This is a genomic window from Planktothrix paucivesiculata PCC 9631 (assembly GCF_900009265.2).
In the GTDB taxonomy this organism is placed as follows: Bacteria; Cyanobacteriota; Cyanobacteriia; order Cyanobacteriales; family Microcoleaceae; genus Planktothrix; species Planktothrix paucivesiculata.
The window spans coordinates 35,413-54,043 of the sequence record NZ_LR735009.1 but is presented as its reverse complement, the minus strand read 5'-3'; the positions used below and the strand labels follow the sequence as shown (position 1 = coordinate 54,043).

15 protein-coding genes and 1 pseudogene are annotated in these 18,631 nt (G+C 42.3%); 7 read left to right on the top strand and 9 right to left on the bottom strand.

What is annotated here, in order from left to right; all coding sequences use genetic code 11:
- Positions 1-20 precede the first annotated feature (20 nt).
- Positions 21-2,048 (bottom strand): molecular chaperone DnaK, encoded by a 2,028-nt coding sequence (dnaK, locus tag PL9631_RS08555; RefSeq protein ID WP_083619010.1) that lies wholly within the window; start codon positions 2,046-2,048, stop codon positions 21-23.
- Between the two features lie 145 nt (positions 2,049-2,193).
- On the opposite strand from dnaK, the gene PL9631_RS08550 reads away from it, so the two are divergent.
- Positions 2,194-2,502: a helix-turn-helix domain-containing transcriptional regulator gene (locus PL9631_RS08550; RefSeq protein WP_083619007.1), complete on the top strand. Its 309-nt coding sequence runs from the start codon at positions 2,194-2,196 to the stop codon at positions 2,500-2,502.
- Between the two features lie 141 nt (positions 2,503-2,643).
- On the opposite strand, the gene PL9631_RS08545 is transcribed toward PL9631_RS08550, so the two are convergent.
- Positions 2,644-2,916, bottom strand: coding sequence for a hypothetical protein (locus PL9631_RS08545; protein WP_083619004.1), 273 nt, complete (start codon positions 2,914-2,916; stop codon positions 2,644-2,646).
- Positions 2,917-2,966: 50 nt separating this feature from the next.
- Positions 2,967-5,564 carry a cation-translocating P-type ATPase gene (locus PL9631_RS08540; protein ID WP_083619002.1) on the bottom strand — a complete coding sequence of 866 codons (2,598 nt, stop codon included), beginning with the start codon at positions 5,562-5,564 and terminating at the stop codon, positions 2,967-2,969.
- Positions 5,565-5,864: 300 nt separating this feature from the next.
- Between PL9631_RS08540 and pds the strand changes: the two genes are divergently transcribed.
- Both pds and crtB read left to right on the top strand, forming a co-directional pair.
- Positions 5,865-7,301 (top strand): 15-cis-phytoene desaturase, encoded by a 1,437-nt coding sequence (gene pds, locus PL9631_RS08535; protein WP_083619000.1) that lies wholly within the window; start codon positions 5,865-5,867, stop codon positions 7,299-7,301.
- A 30-nt stretch (positions 7,302-7,331) separates the two neighbouring features.
- Entirely contained in the window at positions 7,332-8,258 is a 927-nt protein-coding gene (gene crtB / locus PL9631_RS08530) for a 15-cis-phytoene synthase CrtB (RefSeq protein WP_083618998.1), read from the top strand.
- A 99-nt stretch (positions 8,259-8,357) separates the two neighbouring features.
- Here crtB and PL9631_RS08525 read toward each other — a convergent pair whose 3' ends face one another.
- The 4 genes from PL9631_RS08525 to PL9631_RS08510 all read right to left on the bottom strand — a co-directional run bounded on the left by PL9631_RS08525 (position 8,358) and on the right by PL9631_RS08510 (position 11,322).
- A complete protein-coding gene (locus tag PL9631_RS08525; protein ID WP_083618996.1) occupies positions 8,358-9,137 on the bottom strand; it encodes an MBL fold metallo-hydrolase in 780 nt (259 codons plus the stop codon).
- 73 nt (positions 9,138-9,210) lie between these two features.
- Positions 9,211-9,711, bottom strand: coding sequence for a MogA/MoaB family molybdenum cofactor biosynthesis protein (locus PL9631_RS08520; RefSeq protein ID WP_197046299.1), 501 nt, complete (start codon positions 9,709-9,711; stop codon positions 9,211-9,213).
- A gap of 178 nt (positions 9,712-9,889) precedes the next feature.
- Positions 9,890-10,228, bottom strand: a complete 339-nt coding sequence (psb28, locus tag PL9631_RS08515; RefSeq protein WP_083618994.1) for a photosystem II reaction center protein Psb28 — start codon at positions 10,226-10,228, stop codon at positions 9,890-9,892.
- Positions 10,229-10,458: 230 nt separating this feature from the next.
- A complete protein-coding gene (locus PL9631_RS08510) occupies positions 10,459-11,322 on the bottom strand; it encodes an SPOR domain-containing protein (RefSeq protein WP_231516680.1) in 864 nt (287 codons plus the stop codon).
- A gap of 244 nt (positions 11,323-11,566) precedes the next feature.
- Here PL9631_RS08510 and mnmA point away from each other — a divergent pair, with 244 nt between their 5' ends.
- Together mnmA and PL9631_RS08500 are read left to right on the top strand one after the other, a co-directional pair.
- On the top strand, positions 11,567-12,655 hold the full coding sequence (gene mnmA, locus PL9631_RS08505; RefSeq protein WP_083618991.1) for a tRNA 2-thiouridine(34) synthase MnmA: 1,089 nt from the start codon (positions 11,567-11,569) through the stop codon (positions 12,653-12,655).
- A gap of 277 nt (positions 12,656-12,932) precedes the next feature.
- On the top strand, positions 12,933-14,225 hold the full coding sequence (locus PL9631_RS08500; RefSeq protein ID WP_083618989.1) for a M16 family metallopeptidase: 1,293 nt from the start codon (positions 12,933-12,935) through the stop codon (positions 14,223-14,225).
- A 58-nt stretch (positions 14,226-14,283) separates the two neighbouring features.
- Here the strand turns inward: PL9631_RS08500 and PL9631_RS08495 are convergent, their stop codons facing one another.
- Positions 14,284-14,919 (bottom strand): hypothetical protein, encoded by a 636-nt coding sequence (locus tag PL9631_RS08495; protein WP_083618987.1) that lies wholly within the window; start codon positions 14,917-14,919, stop codon positions 14,284-14,286.
- Between the two features lie 617 nt (positions 14,920-15,536).
- Here PL9631_RS08495 and ltrA point away from each other — a divergent pair.
- The gene (gene ltrA / locus PL9631_RS08490; RefSeq protein WP_083618983.1) at positions 15,537-17,222 is read left to right on the top strand and encodes a group II intron reverse transcriptase/maturase; all 1,686 of its coding nucleotides are present in this window, start codon (positions 15,537-15,539) and stop codon (positions 17,220-17,222) included.
- 121 nt (positions 17,223-17,343) lie between these two features.
- Here ltrA and PL9631_RS08485 read toward each other — a convergent pair.
- Positions 17,344-18,186 (bottom strand): annotated as a pseudogene (locus PL9631_RS08485) (NB-ARC domain-containing protein); the annotation flags it as partial.
- Positions 18,187-18,404: 218 nt separating this feature from the next.
- Here PL9631_RS08485 and PL9631_RS08480 point away from each other — a divergent pair.
- Positions 18,405-18,584: a hypothetical protein gene (locus tag PL9631_RS08480; RefSeq protein ID WP_079680935.1), complete on the top strand. Its 180-nt coding sequence runs from the start codon at positions 18,405-18,407 to the stop codon at positions 18,582-18,584.
- Positions 18,585-18,631: the final 47 nt, after the last annotated feature.

Sequence of the window (18,631 nt, the reverse complement as noted above, 5' to 3'; positions counted from 1 at the left end):
AAACCAGGTTTCTAGGGTTGTTACAACCAATCATCATCATCATCCCAATTATCATTTTGAGAATAGCGACGAGAGCGAGTTGTACCCCCGCCTAAACTACTACCATTGTTATTGCGTTGTTGGTCATAACGGGGATAACTGCGAGTTTGAGGTTCGTAGGGATCAACACGACGTTTTTCACCGGAAAAAGTTCGGCGAATTGAACCAAATAAATCATCCTCATCATCCTCCATGGTAAAGACGGAGACTTCCCGACTTAACTCATATAAAGCGTCCTGTAAATCCACACTAATTTGATCAATTCCTCGATCATCATCCCGTTCTAAACTATCTCTTAAAGACCGAATTAAGGTTTCAATTCTTGACCGTTGACGTTGAGCAAATTGCATTCCATAATCTAAGGCAACTTCCCTTAATTGTCGTTCGGCTTGATAGGTTAAGGCTTGGGCGCGGTTGCGTTTTTCGACTTTTTCCCGTTGTAAACGATCCACTTCTGCATATTTTTCCGCATCCCTAATCATGCGATTAACTTCGTCTTGAGATAGGGTAGAAGCACCTTGAATAATTACACTTTGTTCCCGTCCGGTGGTCTTATCTAAGGCGGTGACTTGTAAAATACCATTGGCATCAATATCAAGTGCCACTTGAACTTGAGGAACCCCCCTCGGTGCGGGCGGAATTCCAGTTAATTTAAACCGTCCTAAAGATTTATTATCAACGGCTAATTCTCGTTCTCCTTGTAAGATATGAACTTCTACTAAGGTTTGGTTATTTTCAGATGTTGAAAAAATATCAGAACGTCGCACAGGAATAGTAGTGTTACGGGGAATTAATTTTTTCATTACTCCCCCAATCGTTTCTAATCCTAAGGATAACGGAGTCACGTCTAATAATAAAATATCCCGCACATCTCCGGCTAAAATTCCCGCTTGAATCGCCGCCCCAACGGCTACCACTTCATCAGGATTAACTCCTTGATTCGGTTCTAAATCAATTAAACTTCTAACTAATTGTTGCACCATGGGCATTCGGGTAGAACCGCCCACTAAAATGACATCATCAATATCATTAGAGGTTAATCCCGCATCGGCTAAAGCCTGTTTCACCGGACGGCGTAACCGTTGAATTAAATCCCCACATAACCCCTCAAATTCCCCTCTAGTTAGGCGAATTTCCAAGTGTTTCGGGCCGTCTTCGGTAGCGGCAATAAAGGGTAAATTAATATCCGTAACTCCCACCCCAGAAAGCTCTATTTTAGCCTTTTCTGCGGCTTCTGTTAAGCGTTGTAAAGATTGGCGATCGCGCCTTAAATCCACCGCTTCTTCTGATAGGAATTGTTCGGCTAACCAATCGACAATTTTCTGATCAAAATCCGTCCCGCCCAGTTGGGTATCTCCACAGGTCGATTTAACTTCAAATACCCCTTCCCCGACCTCTAAAATTGAGACATCAAAGGTGCCGCCACCCAAATCAAAAACTAAAATCGTGCCATAATCTTGCCGTTCTAAACCATAAGCCAAAGAAGCCGCCGTCGGTTCATTTAAAATGCGTTTAACGTCTAATCCGGCAATGCGTCCGGCGTCTCTGGTCGCTTGTCTTTGAGAATCATTAAAATAGGCGGGAACCGTAATTACAGCCCCAGTAATTTCTTCCCCTAAATAACGAGTTGCTTCTTCAACTAATTTTTTTAAGATCATTCCCGAAAGTTCTTCCGGGGCAAAATCCTTATTAACTCGGGGACATTTAATCCGAATATTATCGGTTTCATCCCGTCGCATCGTGTAGGGAACCCGTTTAGAGGCGGCGGTGAGGTCAGAATAGCGACAACCCATGAGTCGTTTTACGCCATAAAAGGTGTTTTGGGGATTCAAAACCGCCTGTCGTCTAGCCATCTGTCCCACGATGCGTTCTCCTTCCTTGGTAAACCCAACGACGGAGGGGGTGGTTCGCATCCCTTCAGAGTTAGCAATCACAACGGGTTTTCCGCCCTCCATGACCGCAACCACAGAGTTTGTTGTTCCCAAGTCAATGCCGACTACCTTGCCCATGCGTTGCTTATCTCCTTGTCTATAGGGTTTCTGGCTAGATCTATCCTATTGTATCGTGTTGTTACGCCATGTAACGTCTGACCCATCCGGTTAACCCCCAGGGGTAATATTTTCGGGAGTATTGAAAAGATTACAGGAGTTAACTATGCAGACGGGAGTTAAAGGTTTAAGTTACCCTGATTTTTTAATTGAAAGTCTTAAAGACCCCGAAGAAGCCGCCGGGTATTTAGAGGCAATTATGGAAGAAAAAGATCCTGAACCTTTATTATTCAAACAGGCTTTGGCAAATGTAGCAGAAGCACTAGGGGAAGGCAAACTATCTCAAGAACAACTTAATCAACATTTAGAAGCATTAGAACAGTTATTATCAATTGAAGGAAGTCGAGAAATTTATTTATTAGGGTTGTGGTTAAATACTTTCGGGTTAAAATTAACGGTTGCGGTTGAACATTAAAATCATAACTCGCTATGAAACCTTAGGGTGGGTAACTTCCCTCAATTTTTGATTATGACCGAAATCATTTCTATTATCACCCACCATAAAATTAACATAATTATTCATGTTAAGGCTTTTGGCACATTGATGCTTACCTACTTATTGAAGTTTTGATGCAATCAGACCAACAAGCACCAGAAGACCTAATACTCTACGAAAGTAATTAACGCCTTGAAATAATTCTTCCCAAGCCCAAGTAAACAAGGAGCCAAAAGCTATTAGGTCTAATCCTAGATTAATCCTACCTGTTGTAAAAATTATCTTTAATAAACTAGCTACAATCCAGACAATCAGGGGTAGGTTTGGCATCTGAGCGAGAACAATTTTGCCTTCACTGTCCCGGAACACTTTATCAAACAACGTATTTTCCATTAGTTTATGCCGTAAATGCAATAAAAAGATTGACCATGCCTCAAAACAGTTTACCGTTGATTAAGTAACTTTAACTGTTCAAACCAGACTAAACTAATCCCGCCACCAAGTAGACAAATAGCAATATCAATTGGATGCAGAAAAGAGAAGCTAAATAATTGACGCAAGAAGGGAACATAAAGCACCATCGCCAGAAAAAATATTCCTCCACCCATAACCCACCAAAGGGCAGCATTAGGAGATTTAAGTATTTTTAAGCTCAGGGGCGCCGAAGAACTGGCACTCAAAATCAGTCCTAAATTGGCTAAAATTAATGCCGTAAACGTTAACGCCCGGGCATCAAGTTCTCCTTGTCCGCGATAGAGCGAAATCACAAAAATTACGAGAACAATCGTTAAAATTGCCCCTCCTTGTAACATCGCCAAACCAACAGTTTTCCTACCAAATAAGGGATCTTTAGAATTGCGGGGAGGACGCTTCATTACTGTTTCTTCTGCGGGTTCGGCTTCTAACACAATTGAACAAGCTGGATCAATAATTAAATGTAAAAATGCAACGTGAACCGGAAGTAATACTAATGGTAACTTAAACAATACTGGAATTAAAGACATCCCAGCAATGGGAATATGAATTGCTAAAAGATAAGCCATAGCCTTGCGAAGATTATCAAAAATTCGCCGCCCCAGTTTAACCGCTTGCACAATTGAAGAAAAATCATCATCTAATAACACTAACGCCGCCGATTCCCTAGCCACATCTGTGCCTCTTTCACCCATCGCAATCCCGATTTGGGCTGATTTTAAAGCCGGGGCATCATTGACACCATCCCCGGTCATGGCAACGACTTCTCCTTTGGATTTTAAAGCATTAACTATCCGTAATTTTTGTTCAGGAATTGCCCTAGCAAAGATATTCGTACTTTGAATCCGCTCCTGAAGTTCAGCGTCACTCATCCCATCTAATTCGGCCCCAGTCACAATCGCCCCCATTTGCATCAATCCAATCTGACGGGCAATGGTTTGAGCCGTGCCCGGATAATCCCCGGTAATCATCACGACTCGAATCCCGGCGGTATAACATTCTTGAATCGCGGCCGCCACGGTTGGACGCACTGGGTCGGAAAGTCCCACTAATCCTAGAAATTGAAAGGGAAAGTCATGTTGCTGATCGGGTAAATGATCGGGACTCACGGAGGGATGGGGAGGTAAAAATGGGGGTGGCGCATCAAGTAAAGATGATGCGGCAACACCTAACACCCGCAATCCTTGCTCTGCCATTTTAGTAATTTGCGTGGCTAGAATTTGCTGTTGTTCGGGGGTAAAATGACAGAGATCGGCGATTGCTTCTGGCGCTCCTTTGGCAGCAATTTCATATTGTTTACCATCGGCTGATTGCCAAACATGAGACATTGCTAATAGATCCGGTGAGAGGGGATATTCTCGCAACAGTTTCCAATCGTTATGTAAATGTTCGGTATTAGCGAGGGAGCGCTCGCCCAATTGTTTAAAGGCTTTTTCCATCGGATCAAAGGGATCTCTTTGACTTGCTAAAATAGAAAATTCTACTAATTCATGTACTGATTCTGGAAGCGGTTTTTTTGAATCTAATTCTAAATTATAGGGCTGAGGATTTTCTTCTTGGTTATAGGCAAATAGTTGTTGCACCGCCATAATATTCTGAGTCAGCGTCCCCGTTTTATCCACACATAAAACCGTTGCGGAACCCAAGGTTTCCACCGCCGAAGTGCGACGGGCTAAGACCTGATTTTGAGAAATTCGCCAAGCTCCTAATGCCAAAAAGATGGTTACAACAACCGGAAATTCATTCGGCAAAATTGCCATGGCTAAGGTAATTCCTGCCAGAAATCCTTTCAGCCAATCTCCTCGCGTGAGTCCATAAATTACTACAATCACCACACACAGGAATAAGGCGATACCAAACAAACGGCTCACCAACTGATTCATTTCCAGTTGCAAAGGGGTAGCTTCTGGCTTGACTGTTTGTAAAGCCTTGCCAATCTTGCCCATCTCGGTTTGAGCGCCGATGGCTTGGACTTGAATAATTCCCTGTCCCTGAACTACTAAGGTGCCAGAATATACAAACGGTAACTCATCTCCCCCCGGACGCGCCATTTCCACGTTACCAACCGCGGCAACTTTGCGAACAGGTAGGGATTCCCCGGTTAATAACGACTCATCGGTGGAGAGGTTTGAGCAAGAAAGCACAATGGCATCCGCAGGTACGCGATCGCCTTCTGCTAAGACTAAAGTGTCTCCCCGAACCACTTCTCGCCCAGCAATCCGTTTTCGCTCCCCATCTCGAATTACCAAGGCGCGAGGACTGGAAAGATCCCGTAAGGCTTCTAGGGCGTGTTCGGTTTTGCCTTCTTGGTAGAGACTAATTCCGGTGATAAAAAAGACAAAACCTAATAAAATCAGAGCTTCCTGGAGGTCACCTAAAACCCAATAAATAACTCCGCCACCAACTAGCAAGAGGAAGATCGGATCTTGGATAATTTCCCAAGCGATCGAGAAAAGATTACGAGATCCCGCCGAAGGAAGTTCATTGTAGCCTTCCTCTTTGATCCGCGCGATCGCATCTTGTTCAGATAGGCCAGTGACGGTATTAATATCAACTTGTGAAACCATAATCCCGTTTTTTCCTATTAAATTTAAAAAACAGACCAATTCCAGTTGATGTTAAATGCCAAATTTGAGGAATTCGTGAGGTGAGATAAATGTTTACCCTGATTCAGTTTCAATTCTATTTAATGATAGGAAGGATTTGATTAGATTAAAATTGGCTCAACAACAGTTCCTGGAGAACCCGCGCCGACAGTCAACTGGCAACCCCCCGCAGCAGAATTTTTGATCTTGTTTCGTTGGAATGTAACAAGATGTAACGTATAATCAGAAAAAACATTAAGAAAACATTCACAAGGGTTATTGATGCGAGTTGCGATCGCTGGAGCAGGTTTAGCGGGACTGGCTTGTGCCAAGTATCTCACCGATCTTGGTCACACCCCCATCGTCTTAGAGCGACGGGACGTTTTAGGTGGGAAAGTCGCAGCCTGGAAAGACAAAGACGGCGACTGGTACGAAACCGGATTACATATTTTCTTCGGCGCCTATCCGAATGTGTTGCAGTTATTCAAAGAATTGGACATCGAAGATCGGCTGCAATGGAAAGAACATTCCATGATCTTCAACCAACCGGAGAAACCTGGAACCTATTCTCGGTTTGATTTTCCTGATCTTCCCGCCCCGATTAACGGGATGGTTGCCATTCTTCGTAATAATGATATGTTGACCTGGCCGGAGAAAATCCGGTTTGGTTTGGGATTAATTCCCGCCATGCTCCAGGGTCAGAAATATGTCGAGGAAATGGATAAATATTCTTTTTCCGAATGGCTGAAACTCCAGAATGTTCCGCCCAGGGTTGAGAAAGAAGTGTTTATTGCGATGTCCAAAGCCTTGAATTTTATCAATCCCGATGAAATCTCCTCAACGGTAATTTTAACGGCTTTAAACCGTTTTCTCCAAGAAAAAAACGGCTCTAAAATGGCATTTTTAGATGGTTCTCCTACGGAACGTTTGTGTCAACCTATTGTTGATTACATCACCGAACGGGGGGGAGAAGTGCGTTTGAATGCTCCAATTAAGGAATTCTTACTCAACCCAGATGGAAACGTCACCGGATTCTTAATTCGCGGGTTAGATAATACCGCCGACGAGGTGTTAACGGCCGATCTCTACGTTTGCGCCATGCCCGTTGACCCCCTGAAGGTGATGTTACCCCAACCTTGGCAACAAATGGACTACTTCAAACAGCTAGAGGGCTTAGAAGGGGTTCCGGTAATTAACGTGCATTTGTGGTTTGATCGCAAGTTAACAAATGTTGACCATTTGCTGTTTTCCCGTTCTCCCTTACTCAGCGTCTATGCGGACATGAGTAATACCTGTAAAGAGTATTCCCATCCTGACCGTTCTATGTTGGAATTGGTATTGGCTCCGGCAAAGGATTGGATTAGTAAATCGGATCAGGAAATCGTGGCCGCGACCATGGCAGAGTTGGAAACACTCTTTCCCGAGGAAATTCCCCACAAAGCCAAATTGCTGAAATCCCACGTCGTGAAAACGCCGCGTTCAGTGTATAAAGCGACCCCAGGGCGACAAGCCCATCGTCCCTCCCAAAGAACGCCGATCCCTAATTTCTATCTGAGTGGAGACTACACGATGCAGCGTTATCTCGCCAGTATGGAAGGGGCTGTGCTTTCTGGTAAGCTAACTGCACAGGCGATTCAAGAAGATATAACTTCTGATCGGTTTTCGGCTTTAGCGACTCCCGAGGCTGATGTTGCTTGCCCAACTTCTATCCCTTCCTAGCTTATCCACTGTCGGTCAGCAGAACAACGAATGCTACAACTTTCTAAAACTCCGTGCATGAGAACTCTGGCATCTTTGGAAGACTCCTATGAACTCTGCCGTCAGGTTACTGCGGAGTATGCCAAAACGTTTTATTTAGGAACTCAATTGATGCCAGAGGCCAAGCGTCGGGCTATCTGGGCCATCTATGTTTGGTGTCGTCGAACTGATGAATTAGTCGATGGGCCCATGGCAGCGACGACGACGGAGGAAACCTTAGATCGTTGGGAAGAACACCTAGAAGCAGTATTTGCTGGACATCCAAAGGATGATGTGGATGTGGCTTTGGTGGATACCCTCCATCGTTTTCCTTTGGATATTCAACCCTTTAGAGATATGATTGCGGGTCAACGTATGGATTTATACCGCAACCGCTATCAGACGTTTCAGGAGTTGGAACTCTATTGTTATCGGGTGGCGGGGACGGTGGGGTTAATGTCAACGGCGGTGATGGGTATAGAACCTCCTATTGTTACCCCCTGGAATCCTAACCCAGAAATTATGATTCCCGATCAAGAAGCGATCGCGTTAGGAATTGCCAATCAACTCACCAATATTCTGCGGGATGTCGGCGAAGATGCGCGACGGGGCCGGATTTATTTACCCTTAGATGATTTAGCGTTATTTAATTATACAGAAGCGGATTTATTAAAGGGGATTGTGGATGACCGTTGGCGAGGATTAATGCGCTTTGAAATTCAGAGGGCGCGGAAATTCTACGCGGAAGCAGAACGGGGAATTAGTATTTTAAATCAGGATATTCGCTGGCCAGTTTGGACGGCGTTAATTTTATATCGACAAATTTTAGATGCGATTGAAAAGAATGAATATGATGTTTTTAGCAAGCGAGCCTATGTCCCTAAATGGCGAAAAATGATTTCATTACCCGTTGCATTATTAAGAGCAAAGGTTTTATAGGTAGGAATGGGTAATGGGGAATGGGTAATGGGTAATGGGTAATGGGTAAGAATTAATTAATTAATCAATTAATTCTTACACTGATAACTGATGACTGATTTAGACCTTCACTGGACGCTGTTTTAAGACTACTTCAAAGCGTTCTCCTGGGTTGGGGTTAAGCACCCGGGGGGATAGGTTTTCTTTGGCTAACATCGACCGAAAATCCTCTAAATTACCACTGGCTTTTAGGAATGAAACTAATAAGCCTTCATAGACCACATCCCCGGCGCCGGCGGTGGGCAACATTACCTGGGGACTGACTAATTGAGCTAACTCTAAAGCCGTTTTTTGTCCGCGAATAATGGGCCCAATTAAAGGTAAACTAATATCAATTAATGGACTAATCACGACATCAATAGGAGCTAGTTGTTTTAACTGAGGATCATGATATCCATGGGGTTCATAATAAACCGTATTTCCTGTAGTTAACTCCTTTACCCAATAGGCATTTTCAAGCGTTGTTGGGCCAATGGGAGAACCGGGAAGGGATTTAATTTCCACTTGATTCTCTATCTGATAAGTGGCTCCATGTTCTAAGGCTTGAACTTGAGTATATCCTAAGCCTTGAACCAGTTTAGCGGCACTGGGAGAACCCACCACGGGGATATTTTTATTCAGTTGTTTTAGGGTTTCAGGATGGGCATGATCTTCCAATCCCTGGGATAATAAAATCAGGTCAATTTTTTCGGGAATGGGTCGGGGATTTCGTCTTTCCCCCTTAAATAACCAATGCTGATTCCCAAAGGTTAATGCACCGACTAACCAAGGGTCAACCAAAATTTGTTTTCCGCCTATTTCCCATAACCAAGAATTACTATCGAGCCAAGTAAAATACATAGAGGTTTATTCTGTCAGATTACTACTATTGTAGAGAAAAAATCAAAGAATATTAACGCAAGTCACGACCTTTCTACAACAATTTAACTAAATGGGCTAATTCCGGCATAATTAATTGTTGCATTGCCAATTTTACCGCATTAGAAGATCCAGGAACTGAAAAAACTAATTTCCCTTGATAAACTCCAGCTACTGCCCGGGAAGCGATTGCTCTTGACCCTATTTCATGATAACTCAAAGCCCTAAAAATTTCCCCAAATCCGGGTAAAGTTTTTTCTAATAATTGTTCGAGGGCATCATAGGTAGTATCTCGAGGTGCAATTCCGGTTCCCCCATTAAAAATACAAGCATTCAGTTCGGGAATTTGACAGAGTTTTTTTAATAGTTCTATAATATCTTGCGGCTCATCTTTAATAATTTGATAATTGAGAATTGGATACCCGGCATTTTGTAGAAATTGGCGAATTAATTGACCACTTTTATCAGTTTCTGGGGTGCGAGTATCACTTACCGTAATCACCGCACAACTCACCCGCACTTCTGAATTATCGGGATGGGGAACGGTTGAAATCATAGGGTTAATAATAGGGAATGGGTAATGGGTAATACTTCGACTTCGCTCAGTAACAGGGTAATTCGTAATTCGTAATTCGTAATTCGTAATTCGTAATTCCCAATTCGTAAGAGTTAATTGATTTAATTAATTAACTCTTACACTGAATGACTAATAATGGGGATAATTGATAGCTGAATTAGGATTTACTAAATTCTAATCCTTTAGCTTGGGCATAACGCTCCATAAATAACATAAAACGTTCCCATTCTTCAGGAGATTTCATTAAATGAATTGCCTCAATTTCCGTAGGTTTTCCATTAATAAATTTAGCGTTAACCTCACGGGTCACGATTTCCCCATCATCATCAATCATATACATTCCCGTGATGTCTTCGGTGGCATCATCTGCTAAGGCTTTAGGATTGAGAAAATAAAATTTTGCTGTCCCTTGACTGCCATCCCGTGAACGAGTTAGGCGAACATCGGGAATTGCATCTTCATCAATCCCTCTTGAAAACTGAATTTTAGCTACCATATTGTTTTGTTAAACCTTTATCGTGTAAGAGTTAACATCTAATTGTCTCATAATATGGCAATCAACGATACTTTGAAGCTATTGAGGATTGATAGCCGCCTGTCAAAGCGTGAAAAACCAACGGGAGAGTTAAAATAGACCTAAGCCCAGCACCAACAGGAATTACCCATCAGCTTTATAGAAAGTAGGGGCAATTCAGGAATTACCCCTATCTATTAAGTGGCTGAATACTATCGACCAAAATAAACAACTGCGCGAGATAAACCGGAACTTTGCAGGTAAGTTTCCCATTGTTGGGCTAACTGTTGATTAGCAAAGGGGCCCACAGCAACAAAGGGATTAGAAGTTGCTTGTTGCATCTGAATACTTTGGGAAGGAACGCCCAAAGCCACGACATTTTCAGCAACAGAAACCAGTTGATTTCTTTGGCTAGGAATTAAGATAAAATAGCTATCAGTATTACCTAATCCTAAACCCGAACCGGGGAAGGATGGCAAGGTAGTGGGGGGGATATTGGGAATACTGGCTAAAAACGCTTGTAGTTGGGCGGTACTGTTAATAACGGTCGAAGAAATCCCCCCTAATGCTAACTTTTGTCGGAGTTGGTCAGCATTAGACTGATTCACAAAACTGCCCGCTTGAATAATTAATTGTCCTTGATAGGTTGATGTTTGTGCATTAGGAGAAATTTGGCGAACGGCACTTAAAGAATTGGTGGTCGGACTCACATAAACTTGATATAATCCCAAGTCCGTTGTGATGGGAATTTGACCCGGTGGAATCGAAGTTCTAATCACTTTAATATCCGTTTGGTCAGGAGGAATGACCATGGGATTAACCTGGACTGGACTGTTTAAATTTTCTCCAGGTTTTAAGTTAATTATTTCTCCTTGAACTCCTTGTTGTCTTAAGTCTTGAATCAGTTTTTGGGCTTGATTTTGATTAAAATAAATTCCCAGATCAATAATGTTACGATTATTATATCGTTGGAGCATGGCTCCGGGCTGAATTTGCTGCACTACTTCTAGTAGAAAAGGACTTTCCCCATTCACATAAACCCCATAACGTTCTTGAGCTAAAACCGGGGAAACCATTCCCCCATATCCCCCCCATAGTATTAGGCTAGAAAAGAGAGGTATTTTCCAAATCAATTTTGTTAAGCGATTTGTTTTTTTCTGTATTACAATAGAATAGACTGACATTTTGGTGTCCTCCCGTTTTGAGTCGGTTCGGTTGATGTTGGCAAGTGAGCCAGTTCAGATTAATCAAAACTGGCAGATCAGTCAAGATTAAAGTTAGGTTAGTTGATCAAGATTAGCAAGTTATTCTAATGCAATTATGAGCAAAGTTGTTGTAGGTCTTTCCGGTGGAGTCGATAGTTCCGCCGCCGCCGCCCTGCTGCACCACCAAGGGTATGAGGTGGTGGGCTTAACCCTTTGGTTGATGAAGGGAAAAGGACAATGCTGTTCGGAAGGGATGGTTGATGCAGCCTACATTTGTGAACAATTAGGTGTTCCTCATCATATTGTGGATAGTCGAGATTTATTTCAAACCTATATTGTAGACTATTTGGTGGATGGATACCGGGAGGGAATTACGCCTTTACCCTGTTCTCAATGTAATCGGACAGTTAAATTTGGCCCGATGTTAAATTATGCCCGGGAACAGTTAGGAATTGATCGGATTGCCACGGGTCATTATGCTAGAATTGATTACGATGAAAAGAGCGATCGCTATCAATTAAAACGAGCCGTAGACCGCAATAAAGATCAGTCTTATTTTTTATATGATTTAACCCAAGAGTTACTCGCCGGAACCCTATTTCCCCTGGGAGAAGTATTAAAAACCGAAACCCGTAAAATCGCTAATCAATATGAATTAAAAACCGCCGACAAACCGGAAAGCCAAGATTTATGTTTGGTGGAAGCCAATGGCTCCATGCAGGCTTTTTTAGATAAATATATTACGGGTAAAACCGGAGATATTATTGATACCCAGGGGCAAGTTTTAGGACAACATGAAGGCATTCATCATTACACGATTGGACAGCGAAAAGGCTTAGGAATTTCTGCCCCTAATCCCTTATATGTGGTCGGAATTGATGCGGGTCGAAATCAAGTGATTGTGGGGGACAGAGAGAGTGCCGTCCAAACCGAATGTACTATTAAAAGAGTCAATTGGGTGTCTATTTCCCCACCGAATACTCCCATTCGGGCCGAAGTTCAAATCCGCTATCGGTCGCAACCCGAACCTGTCACTGTAATTCCGATTCATCCCCCAGATGGAGCAGAAATTGATCCTAAAATCGGTTCCTGCGTTAAACTGATTTTTGATGAACCTATCTTTGGAATTACTCCGGGTCAAGCGGCGGTTTGGTATGACGGAGATTTGGTGTTAGGCGGGGGAATTATTGAACTGCAAAAATGAATTTCAGCGAAGGGGTTAAATTGAATTAACCCTTTTCGCCAATTCAGAAAATAGAACCAAAATTATCCCTAGCGTAAAAGTACGGATTAATCGGGATTAATTGTACTCCAGATAACAGTAATATTACGCATATTTTGCTAAATCTAGTTTATAATTGTGACTGAATATCAAAAAAAATAATTCCGAAAAATCACGGATTACAAGCTCGGTCAATTTGTGCTAAAAAATGCAGTAACGCCGATCTCAATCTCTCAAATTTAAGGAAAATAGAGGAACTGTGACCCAAACTTTAACCCCGTCTAATACTATTCGTAATGTTCATCGCACAGTTCTCGATAACGGAATTGTGTTGCTGGTAACTCAAAATCCGGCGGCTGATATTATTGCAACTCGTTTATTTTTACGTACCGGAAGCCGTTGGGAACCCCAGGAAAAAGCCGGACTTTCCCATCTGTTGGCGACGGTATTAACCAAAGGCACAGACCATCTTTCTTCCCTAGAAATTGCCGAACAAGTTGAATCAGTCGGGGCTAAATTAAGTGCAGACACATCAACGGATTACTTTTTACTGAGTTTAAAAACCGTTGCTTCCGATTTTCCAGAAATCTTAACTTTAACGGGTCAATTATTACGGTTTCCCTCCTTTCCCGAAGAAGAAATCGAACTAGAACGCCGCAGCACCCTCCAAGGAATTCGGTCACAACGGGAACAACCCTTTTCCGTCGCCTTTGAACAACTGCGACAACAGATGTATCAACATCACCCCTACGCCCTTTCCACTCTAGGAACCGAAGCCAGCGTTTCCCAACTCAGCCGCGCCGACCTTCAGGAATTCCATCAAACCTATTTTCGCCCTGATAATTTAATTATCTCCATCGCCGGACGCATTACCCCAGAAGATGCTATCGAACAAATTCAACAGGTATTTGCTGACTGGAAGGCCCCTCAAACCCCCTTACCGACATTATCCCTACCCACCCTAACATCCTATCCCCAAAGTTCCATTACCCCCCAGGAAACGCAACAATCGGTGGTGATGTTGGGCTATTTAACCAGTTGCGTTAACCATGAGGACTATTCGGCCTTAAAAGTTTTAAATACCTATCTGGGAAATGGGTTATCTAGTCGGTTATTTGTGGAATTGCGGGAAAAACGGGGATTAGCTTACGATGTATCGGCATTTTTCCCCACCCGTCTCGACCAGTCTCAATTTGTGGTTTATATGGGTACGGCACCGGAAAATACCGAAATTGCCATTGATGGGTTACGGACTGAAGTAGAACGTCTGGTTAATACTCCCCTAACTCCCGATGAGTTACAAGTGGCTAAAAATAAACTGTTGGGTCAATATGCTCTGGGGAAACAAACTAACTCCCAACTGGCGCAAATTTATGGCTGGTATGAGTGTTTAGGGTTAGGGATTGAATTCGATACGCAATTTCAGAATAATATTGCGGCGGTGACTTCGGCCGAAACCCTGCGGGTCGCTAACCACTATTTTATTGAACCCTATCTTTCCGTTGTTGGCCCGGAAGCCTTTGTTAATTCCTTTTCTGTTTCCCCGTCCTAGGGGGTTTTCTGAACATCAGGGGGGAATAGTGGGAGCTTTCTCCCTTGGGAACATAACTCTAAGATTGGTTTTTCATATATTCTTTAATCACAGGTTCAAGACTCAAGTAAGATTCTTTATTATTCCTCGCTTGTTGAATTAAACCCCGTTTTTTTAAAGATTGTATCGCCCTGAAAAAATCGGTATCAGATGAAAACTCTGTGGGTTTACTCAAAATATCTACTGTTTTATCTTGGTTTGCTAACCACAACATCAGAAGTTGTTCGGATTCGGATAACCGTTGATCATGTTGTTTAATCAGAGGTTCTAAATCTCCTAAAAATAGAGTTTTATAGGATAAAAATTGCTCAACACTACCATTAAACAAATCTTTTATCGTAGAAGCAATGATATTTAACCAGAGGGGGTTGCCACTATAAAGTTGAATCAGTTCTGGCCATTTGTGTTGATCTTTGAGTTTTCTGTCCGTTAGGAGTTGGGTAGCTGATTCACCTAAACCTTGGATTTGTAGCGTTTTACAATAGCGGTTTTCGGTTTCTAAGTTGGCGATTTCGATCGGTTGTTCCCAACTGAGGAGGAGGAGACAACTATTGTGGGGGTGCGAGACGTTCCTGCCAAAGTTTAGGAATAAACCCCGAAATGTAAGCAGGGAGATAGGTTTAGACAATTGGTGAATGGGGACTAAACCCAACATAAATCCAATCAAATCTATCTTAACTTTGAAAATGTAACCCTAAAGGAGGGTTAATCTCGGAGTCAATGGTGCGGCTTCCCGAACATCAAAGTACGGTAGCCCATTCCAAAGAGATTCGGCAATTCCCACAGTGTCAGACTGATTATCAAAACACTGAAGCTGGGAGTAACGGGAAATCAGGTATAAGTCAAATATCTAAGAAGTTCTCTAGCCAATTGCCCAAGAATAACGAAAGTGAATATCCGGCTTGAACTGTCGTAATAGTTAAGTAGCGAAATTGACTTGATACGCTGCATTCAAAAGAATAAGGGGAAAAGATAGAAAGTTGCATAGCTTTTTATAAAGGTAAGGTTTTCTCTACAAACACTTACTAAGACTTCCGAAAAGTACCCCGGCAGATAGGATGATTCTAAAGGCAATAACCCCATTTTCAAGGAACGTTAAAACCCCTCATATACCCCTACAGAGGTCGAAGACTGTAGGTAACCACAAATCTAAGGCGTATGTTATGAGGGCGAGAGATGGATTCTGAAGCCAATGCTTAAATGTAATATTTAAGATATGCCTATAGAGTCCGATTTAGTTGTTAGGTAAAGTTGTTATTAGCAGTATAAACGGTGAAAACGAGTATAACCAAGACTACGGAAGCATGGAATACAATAAATTGGGCGAAAGTTCAAAGAAAAGTGTTTAAGCTGCAAAAGCGAATCTACCAGGCATCATTATCGGGACAAAATGCTAAGGCTCGGAAACTTCAAAAACTTCTAGTCAAGTCATATTATGCCAAACTCTTATCTATAAGAAGGGTAACTCAAGATAATCAAGGCAAAAGAACAGCCGGGGTAGATGGTGTCAAATCCATCACACCCAAACAACGATTAGAACTTGCCCAAAACTTGAATAAATACCAAAAGGCGAAACCCCTCCGACGGAAATGGATACCCAAACCCAACGGTGAGGAAAGACCCCTAGGAATCCCAACCATAAGGCAAGCCTTGGTTAAGTCTGCATTAGAGCCACAATGGGAAGCCAGATTCGAGGGTGAAAGTTACGGGTTTAGACCCGGACGCTCATCCCATGACGCGATGTCACGAATCTTCCAAAGTATCAACAAAGGTAAATATTACATCTTAGATGCTGACATCTCAAAATGTTTTGACCAGATTAACCATGATTACCTACTGTCTAAAATTGATTGTCCATCAATAATAAAAGCCCAAATCAGACAATGGTTGAAAGCTGGAGTGATGGATAACGGCATATTTGAAGCAACAGAGGCAGGCACTCCACAAGGAGGTGTCATCAGTCCTCTACTAGCCAACATCGCACTGGATGGAATGATTAGGTTAATTGGAGAAAATTTTCCCAAAAAGGCGAATAGAGTCCAAGCCCAAGTCATTAGATATGCCGATGATTTTGTTGTAGTTAGTCCACAACTTGAAATTATTCAACAGTGCCAAGCTGCCATCGAAGAATGGTTAAAACCAATCGGGTTAGAACTGAAACCAGCCAAAACCCGTATATGCCACACATTAAGAGAAATCGAAATAAATGGCGAAAAGGTAAAACCAGGATTCGACTTTCTAGGATGGAATTTTCGACAATATCCAGTTGGTAAACACCACTGTGGTACAACAGGAGGAAACACCAAACCATTAGGATTTAAAACCCTAATTAAACCTAGTAAGAAGGCAATTAAAGCTCACGCGGACAAGGTAAAGGAAGTGATTAAAACCCACAAAACTGCACCCCAATACGCATTAATCAAACGCCTGAATCCGCTAATCAGAGGATGGTGTAATTACCATTCCAAAGTTGTTTCCAAAGAAACATTCTCCTCTTTAGACCATATTACATGGCAAAGATTAAGAGCATGGACAGTTAGCAGATGCGGTAAAGCAGGTTACAAGAAACTTAATAAATATTACAGAAGAAACGGAAATAGGGCATGGAGTTTTGAAACCAAAGACGGTTATAAACTACTAACTCATGCAGAAACACCTATCACCCGTCATGTAACCGTAAGACCTGAAGCATCACCTTATGACGGAAACTGGACATACTGGAGTACAAGGAAAGGAACATCTTTTGATGTACCTAAACGAGTAGCAACTCTGCTTAAAAAGCAGAAAGGTAAATGTAACTACTGTGGACAATATTTCACCCCAGAAGATATTGCAGAAATCGACCATATCATCCCAACATCGAAAGGTGGAAAAGATGAATATAAAAACCTGCAATTACTACATCGCCATTGTCACGATACTAAAACGGCAACTGATGGTTCCTACGAAATAGCATAGGGGTCAAAGAAGCCTGTTGCTCTGATGAAAACAGTCAACTAGATTAGGAGCCGTGTGCGATGAAAGTCGCAAGCACGGTTCTGGATGGGAGTTGGGGGTTGTAAAGCCCCCTTCGACCCCTACTAGATCGGCCAATTTCGGTTATGAGTTTACCATAGTTTTCATATCCGGGGAGATAATTTCCGACGAATTGACGGGGGGTTAAGGTGTCTTGGAAGTCGTCGAGGATGATTAAGCAACGGTGCGATCGCAAATCATCTAGGATGGAATGGCGGGACTGTAAATAGTTGATAATTGATGGATTTTCGCTCTTGTGAGTTGGGGAGAAAAACTCGATGAGGTTGGCTTTGAGGGCGTTGAGAGTCGGAAATTTGCGATGAGTTCGCCACAGGATACAATCAAAGTTATCTCTGATTTGTTCTACCAGTTGTCTAGCGAGGGTTGTTTTACCCATACCCGATAATCCGGTTACAGTAACAATACGGCTATTTTCTGTGAGTATCCATTGTTTGAGAGTAGTGAGTTCGTCGGTGCGATCGTAGAGGCGATTATCGTATTCTGGGGCTTCGCTGAGGTCGTGGCGGGGTTGAGATTCTTTGCTAGTGGAAGTCGTGGCTGATCGCTCTGTGGACTTCTGGGGATGATTGTATACTTCGCCACAAAAAATTATATTATTGCCAATATTTACTCCGTCACTAAAATAAGAAAATATTCCATTTTCAAGAATAGACCGAACATTCTTTTTTTTTACATCTTCTCCCAAGAGTTCAGAGAGAAGTTCCCATAATTCTGATGCCATTTTCCTAACATGATCAGGACTACAGTGATAGTTATCAGCGATATCCTTGTATCCTCGAAATTCCCATGTACCCTCCAAAATAGCCCGTTGCAGTGAGTCCAGATGTTTTCCTGTCTTGGCAAAAATCAGGTCATCCGTCCACTTCAAGGCTTCTTGAATCTCCATAGTTCATAGATTGGGTTGTAGTTATGGCTAGTCTTACCTCATATTATCCCACATTTTCCCCTTTTTAAACACAAAATCCCACATTTTCCTATTTTTTCATTTTTAAACCCTTAATAAATACCCCCCTAAATCCCATTTTTGTAGGGTTGCAATATAAAAGTTAAAGTTAGATAATAACCAACAATAAGAACTTAATACTATTAGGGTAAGTAATAAACATGGCCAAACAAAAACTCGAACGAGTTAAAACACCAACTGGTTCTGAATATGAATGTGTTTGGGATGATCAAACAGGTGATGTTTACGTCGGGAATGAACACGCTGGCAGAGCAGTATCTAAGGAGGAAGCATGGCGTAAAGGCAACTATTACGCAACAACTCTAAAAAAAATGAAATAAGGAAATGCAAATTTTCTTACAATCTAACCAATAAAGTTTTCACTGTA

Bases quoted from the DNA above. Each gene is read 5' to 3' on its own strand.
- dnaK (WP_083619010.1), bottom strand. From the start codon at position 2,048: ATGGGCAAGGTAGTCGGCATTGACTTGGGAACAACAAACTCTGTGGTT.
- PL9631_RS08550 (WP_083619007.1), top strand. From the start codon at position 2,194: ATGCAGACGGGAGTTAAAGGTTTAAGTTACCCTGATTTTTTAATTGAA.
- PL9631_RS08545 (WP_083619004.1), bottom strand. From the start codon at position 2,916: ATGGAAAATACGTTGTTTGATAAAGTGTTCCGGGACAGTGAAGGCAAA.
- PL9631_RS08540 (WP_083619002.1), bottom strand. From the start codon at position 5,564: ATGGTTTCACAAGTTGATATTAATACCGTCACTGGCCTATCTGAACAA.
- pds (WP_083619000.1), top strand. From the start codon at position 5,865: ATGCGAGTTGCGATCGCTGGAGCAGGTTTAGCGGGACTGGCTTGTGCC.
- crtB (WP_083618998.1), top strand. From the start codon at position 7,332: ATGCTACAACTTTCTAAAACTCCGTGCATGAGAACTCTGGCATCTTTG.
- PL9631_RS08525 (WP_083618996.1), bottom strand. From the start codon at position 9,137: ATGTATTTTACTTGGCTCGATAGTAATTCTTGGTTATGGGAAATAGGC.
- PL9631_RS08520 (WP_197046299.1), bottom strand. From the start codon at position 9,711: ATGATTTCAACCGTTCCCCATCCCGATAATTCAGAAGTGCGGGTGAGT.
- psb28 (WP_083618994.1), bottom strand. From the start codon at position 10,228: ATGGTAGCTAAAATTCAGTTTTCAAGAGGGATTGATGAAGATGCAATT.
- PL9631_RS08510 (WP_231516680.1), bottom strand. From the start codon at position 11,322: ATGGTTTCCCCGGTTTTAGCTCAAGAACGTTATGGGGTTTATGTGAAT.
- mnmA (WP_083618991.1), top strand. From the start codon at position 11,567: ATGAGCAAAGTTGTTGTAGGTCTTTCCGGTGGAGTCGATAGTTCCGCC.
- PL9631_RS08495 (WP_083618987.1), bottom strand. From the start codon at position 14,919: ATGTTGGGTTTAGTCCCCATTCACCAATTGTCTAAACCTATCTCCCTG.
- PL9631_RS08480 (WP_079680935.1), top strand. From the start codon at position 18,405: ATGGCCAAACAAAAACTCGAACGAGTTAAAACACCAACTGGTTCTGAA.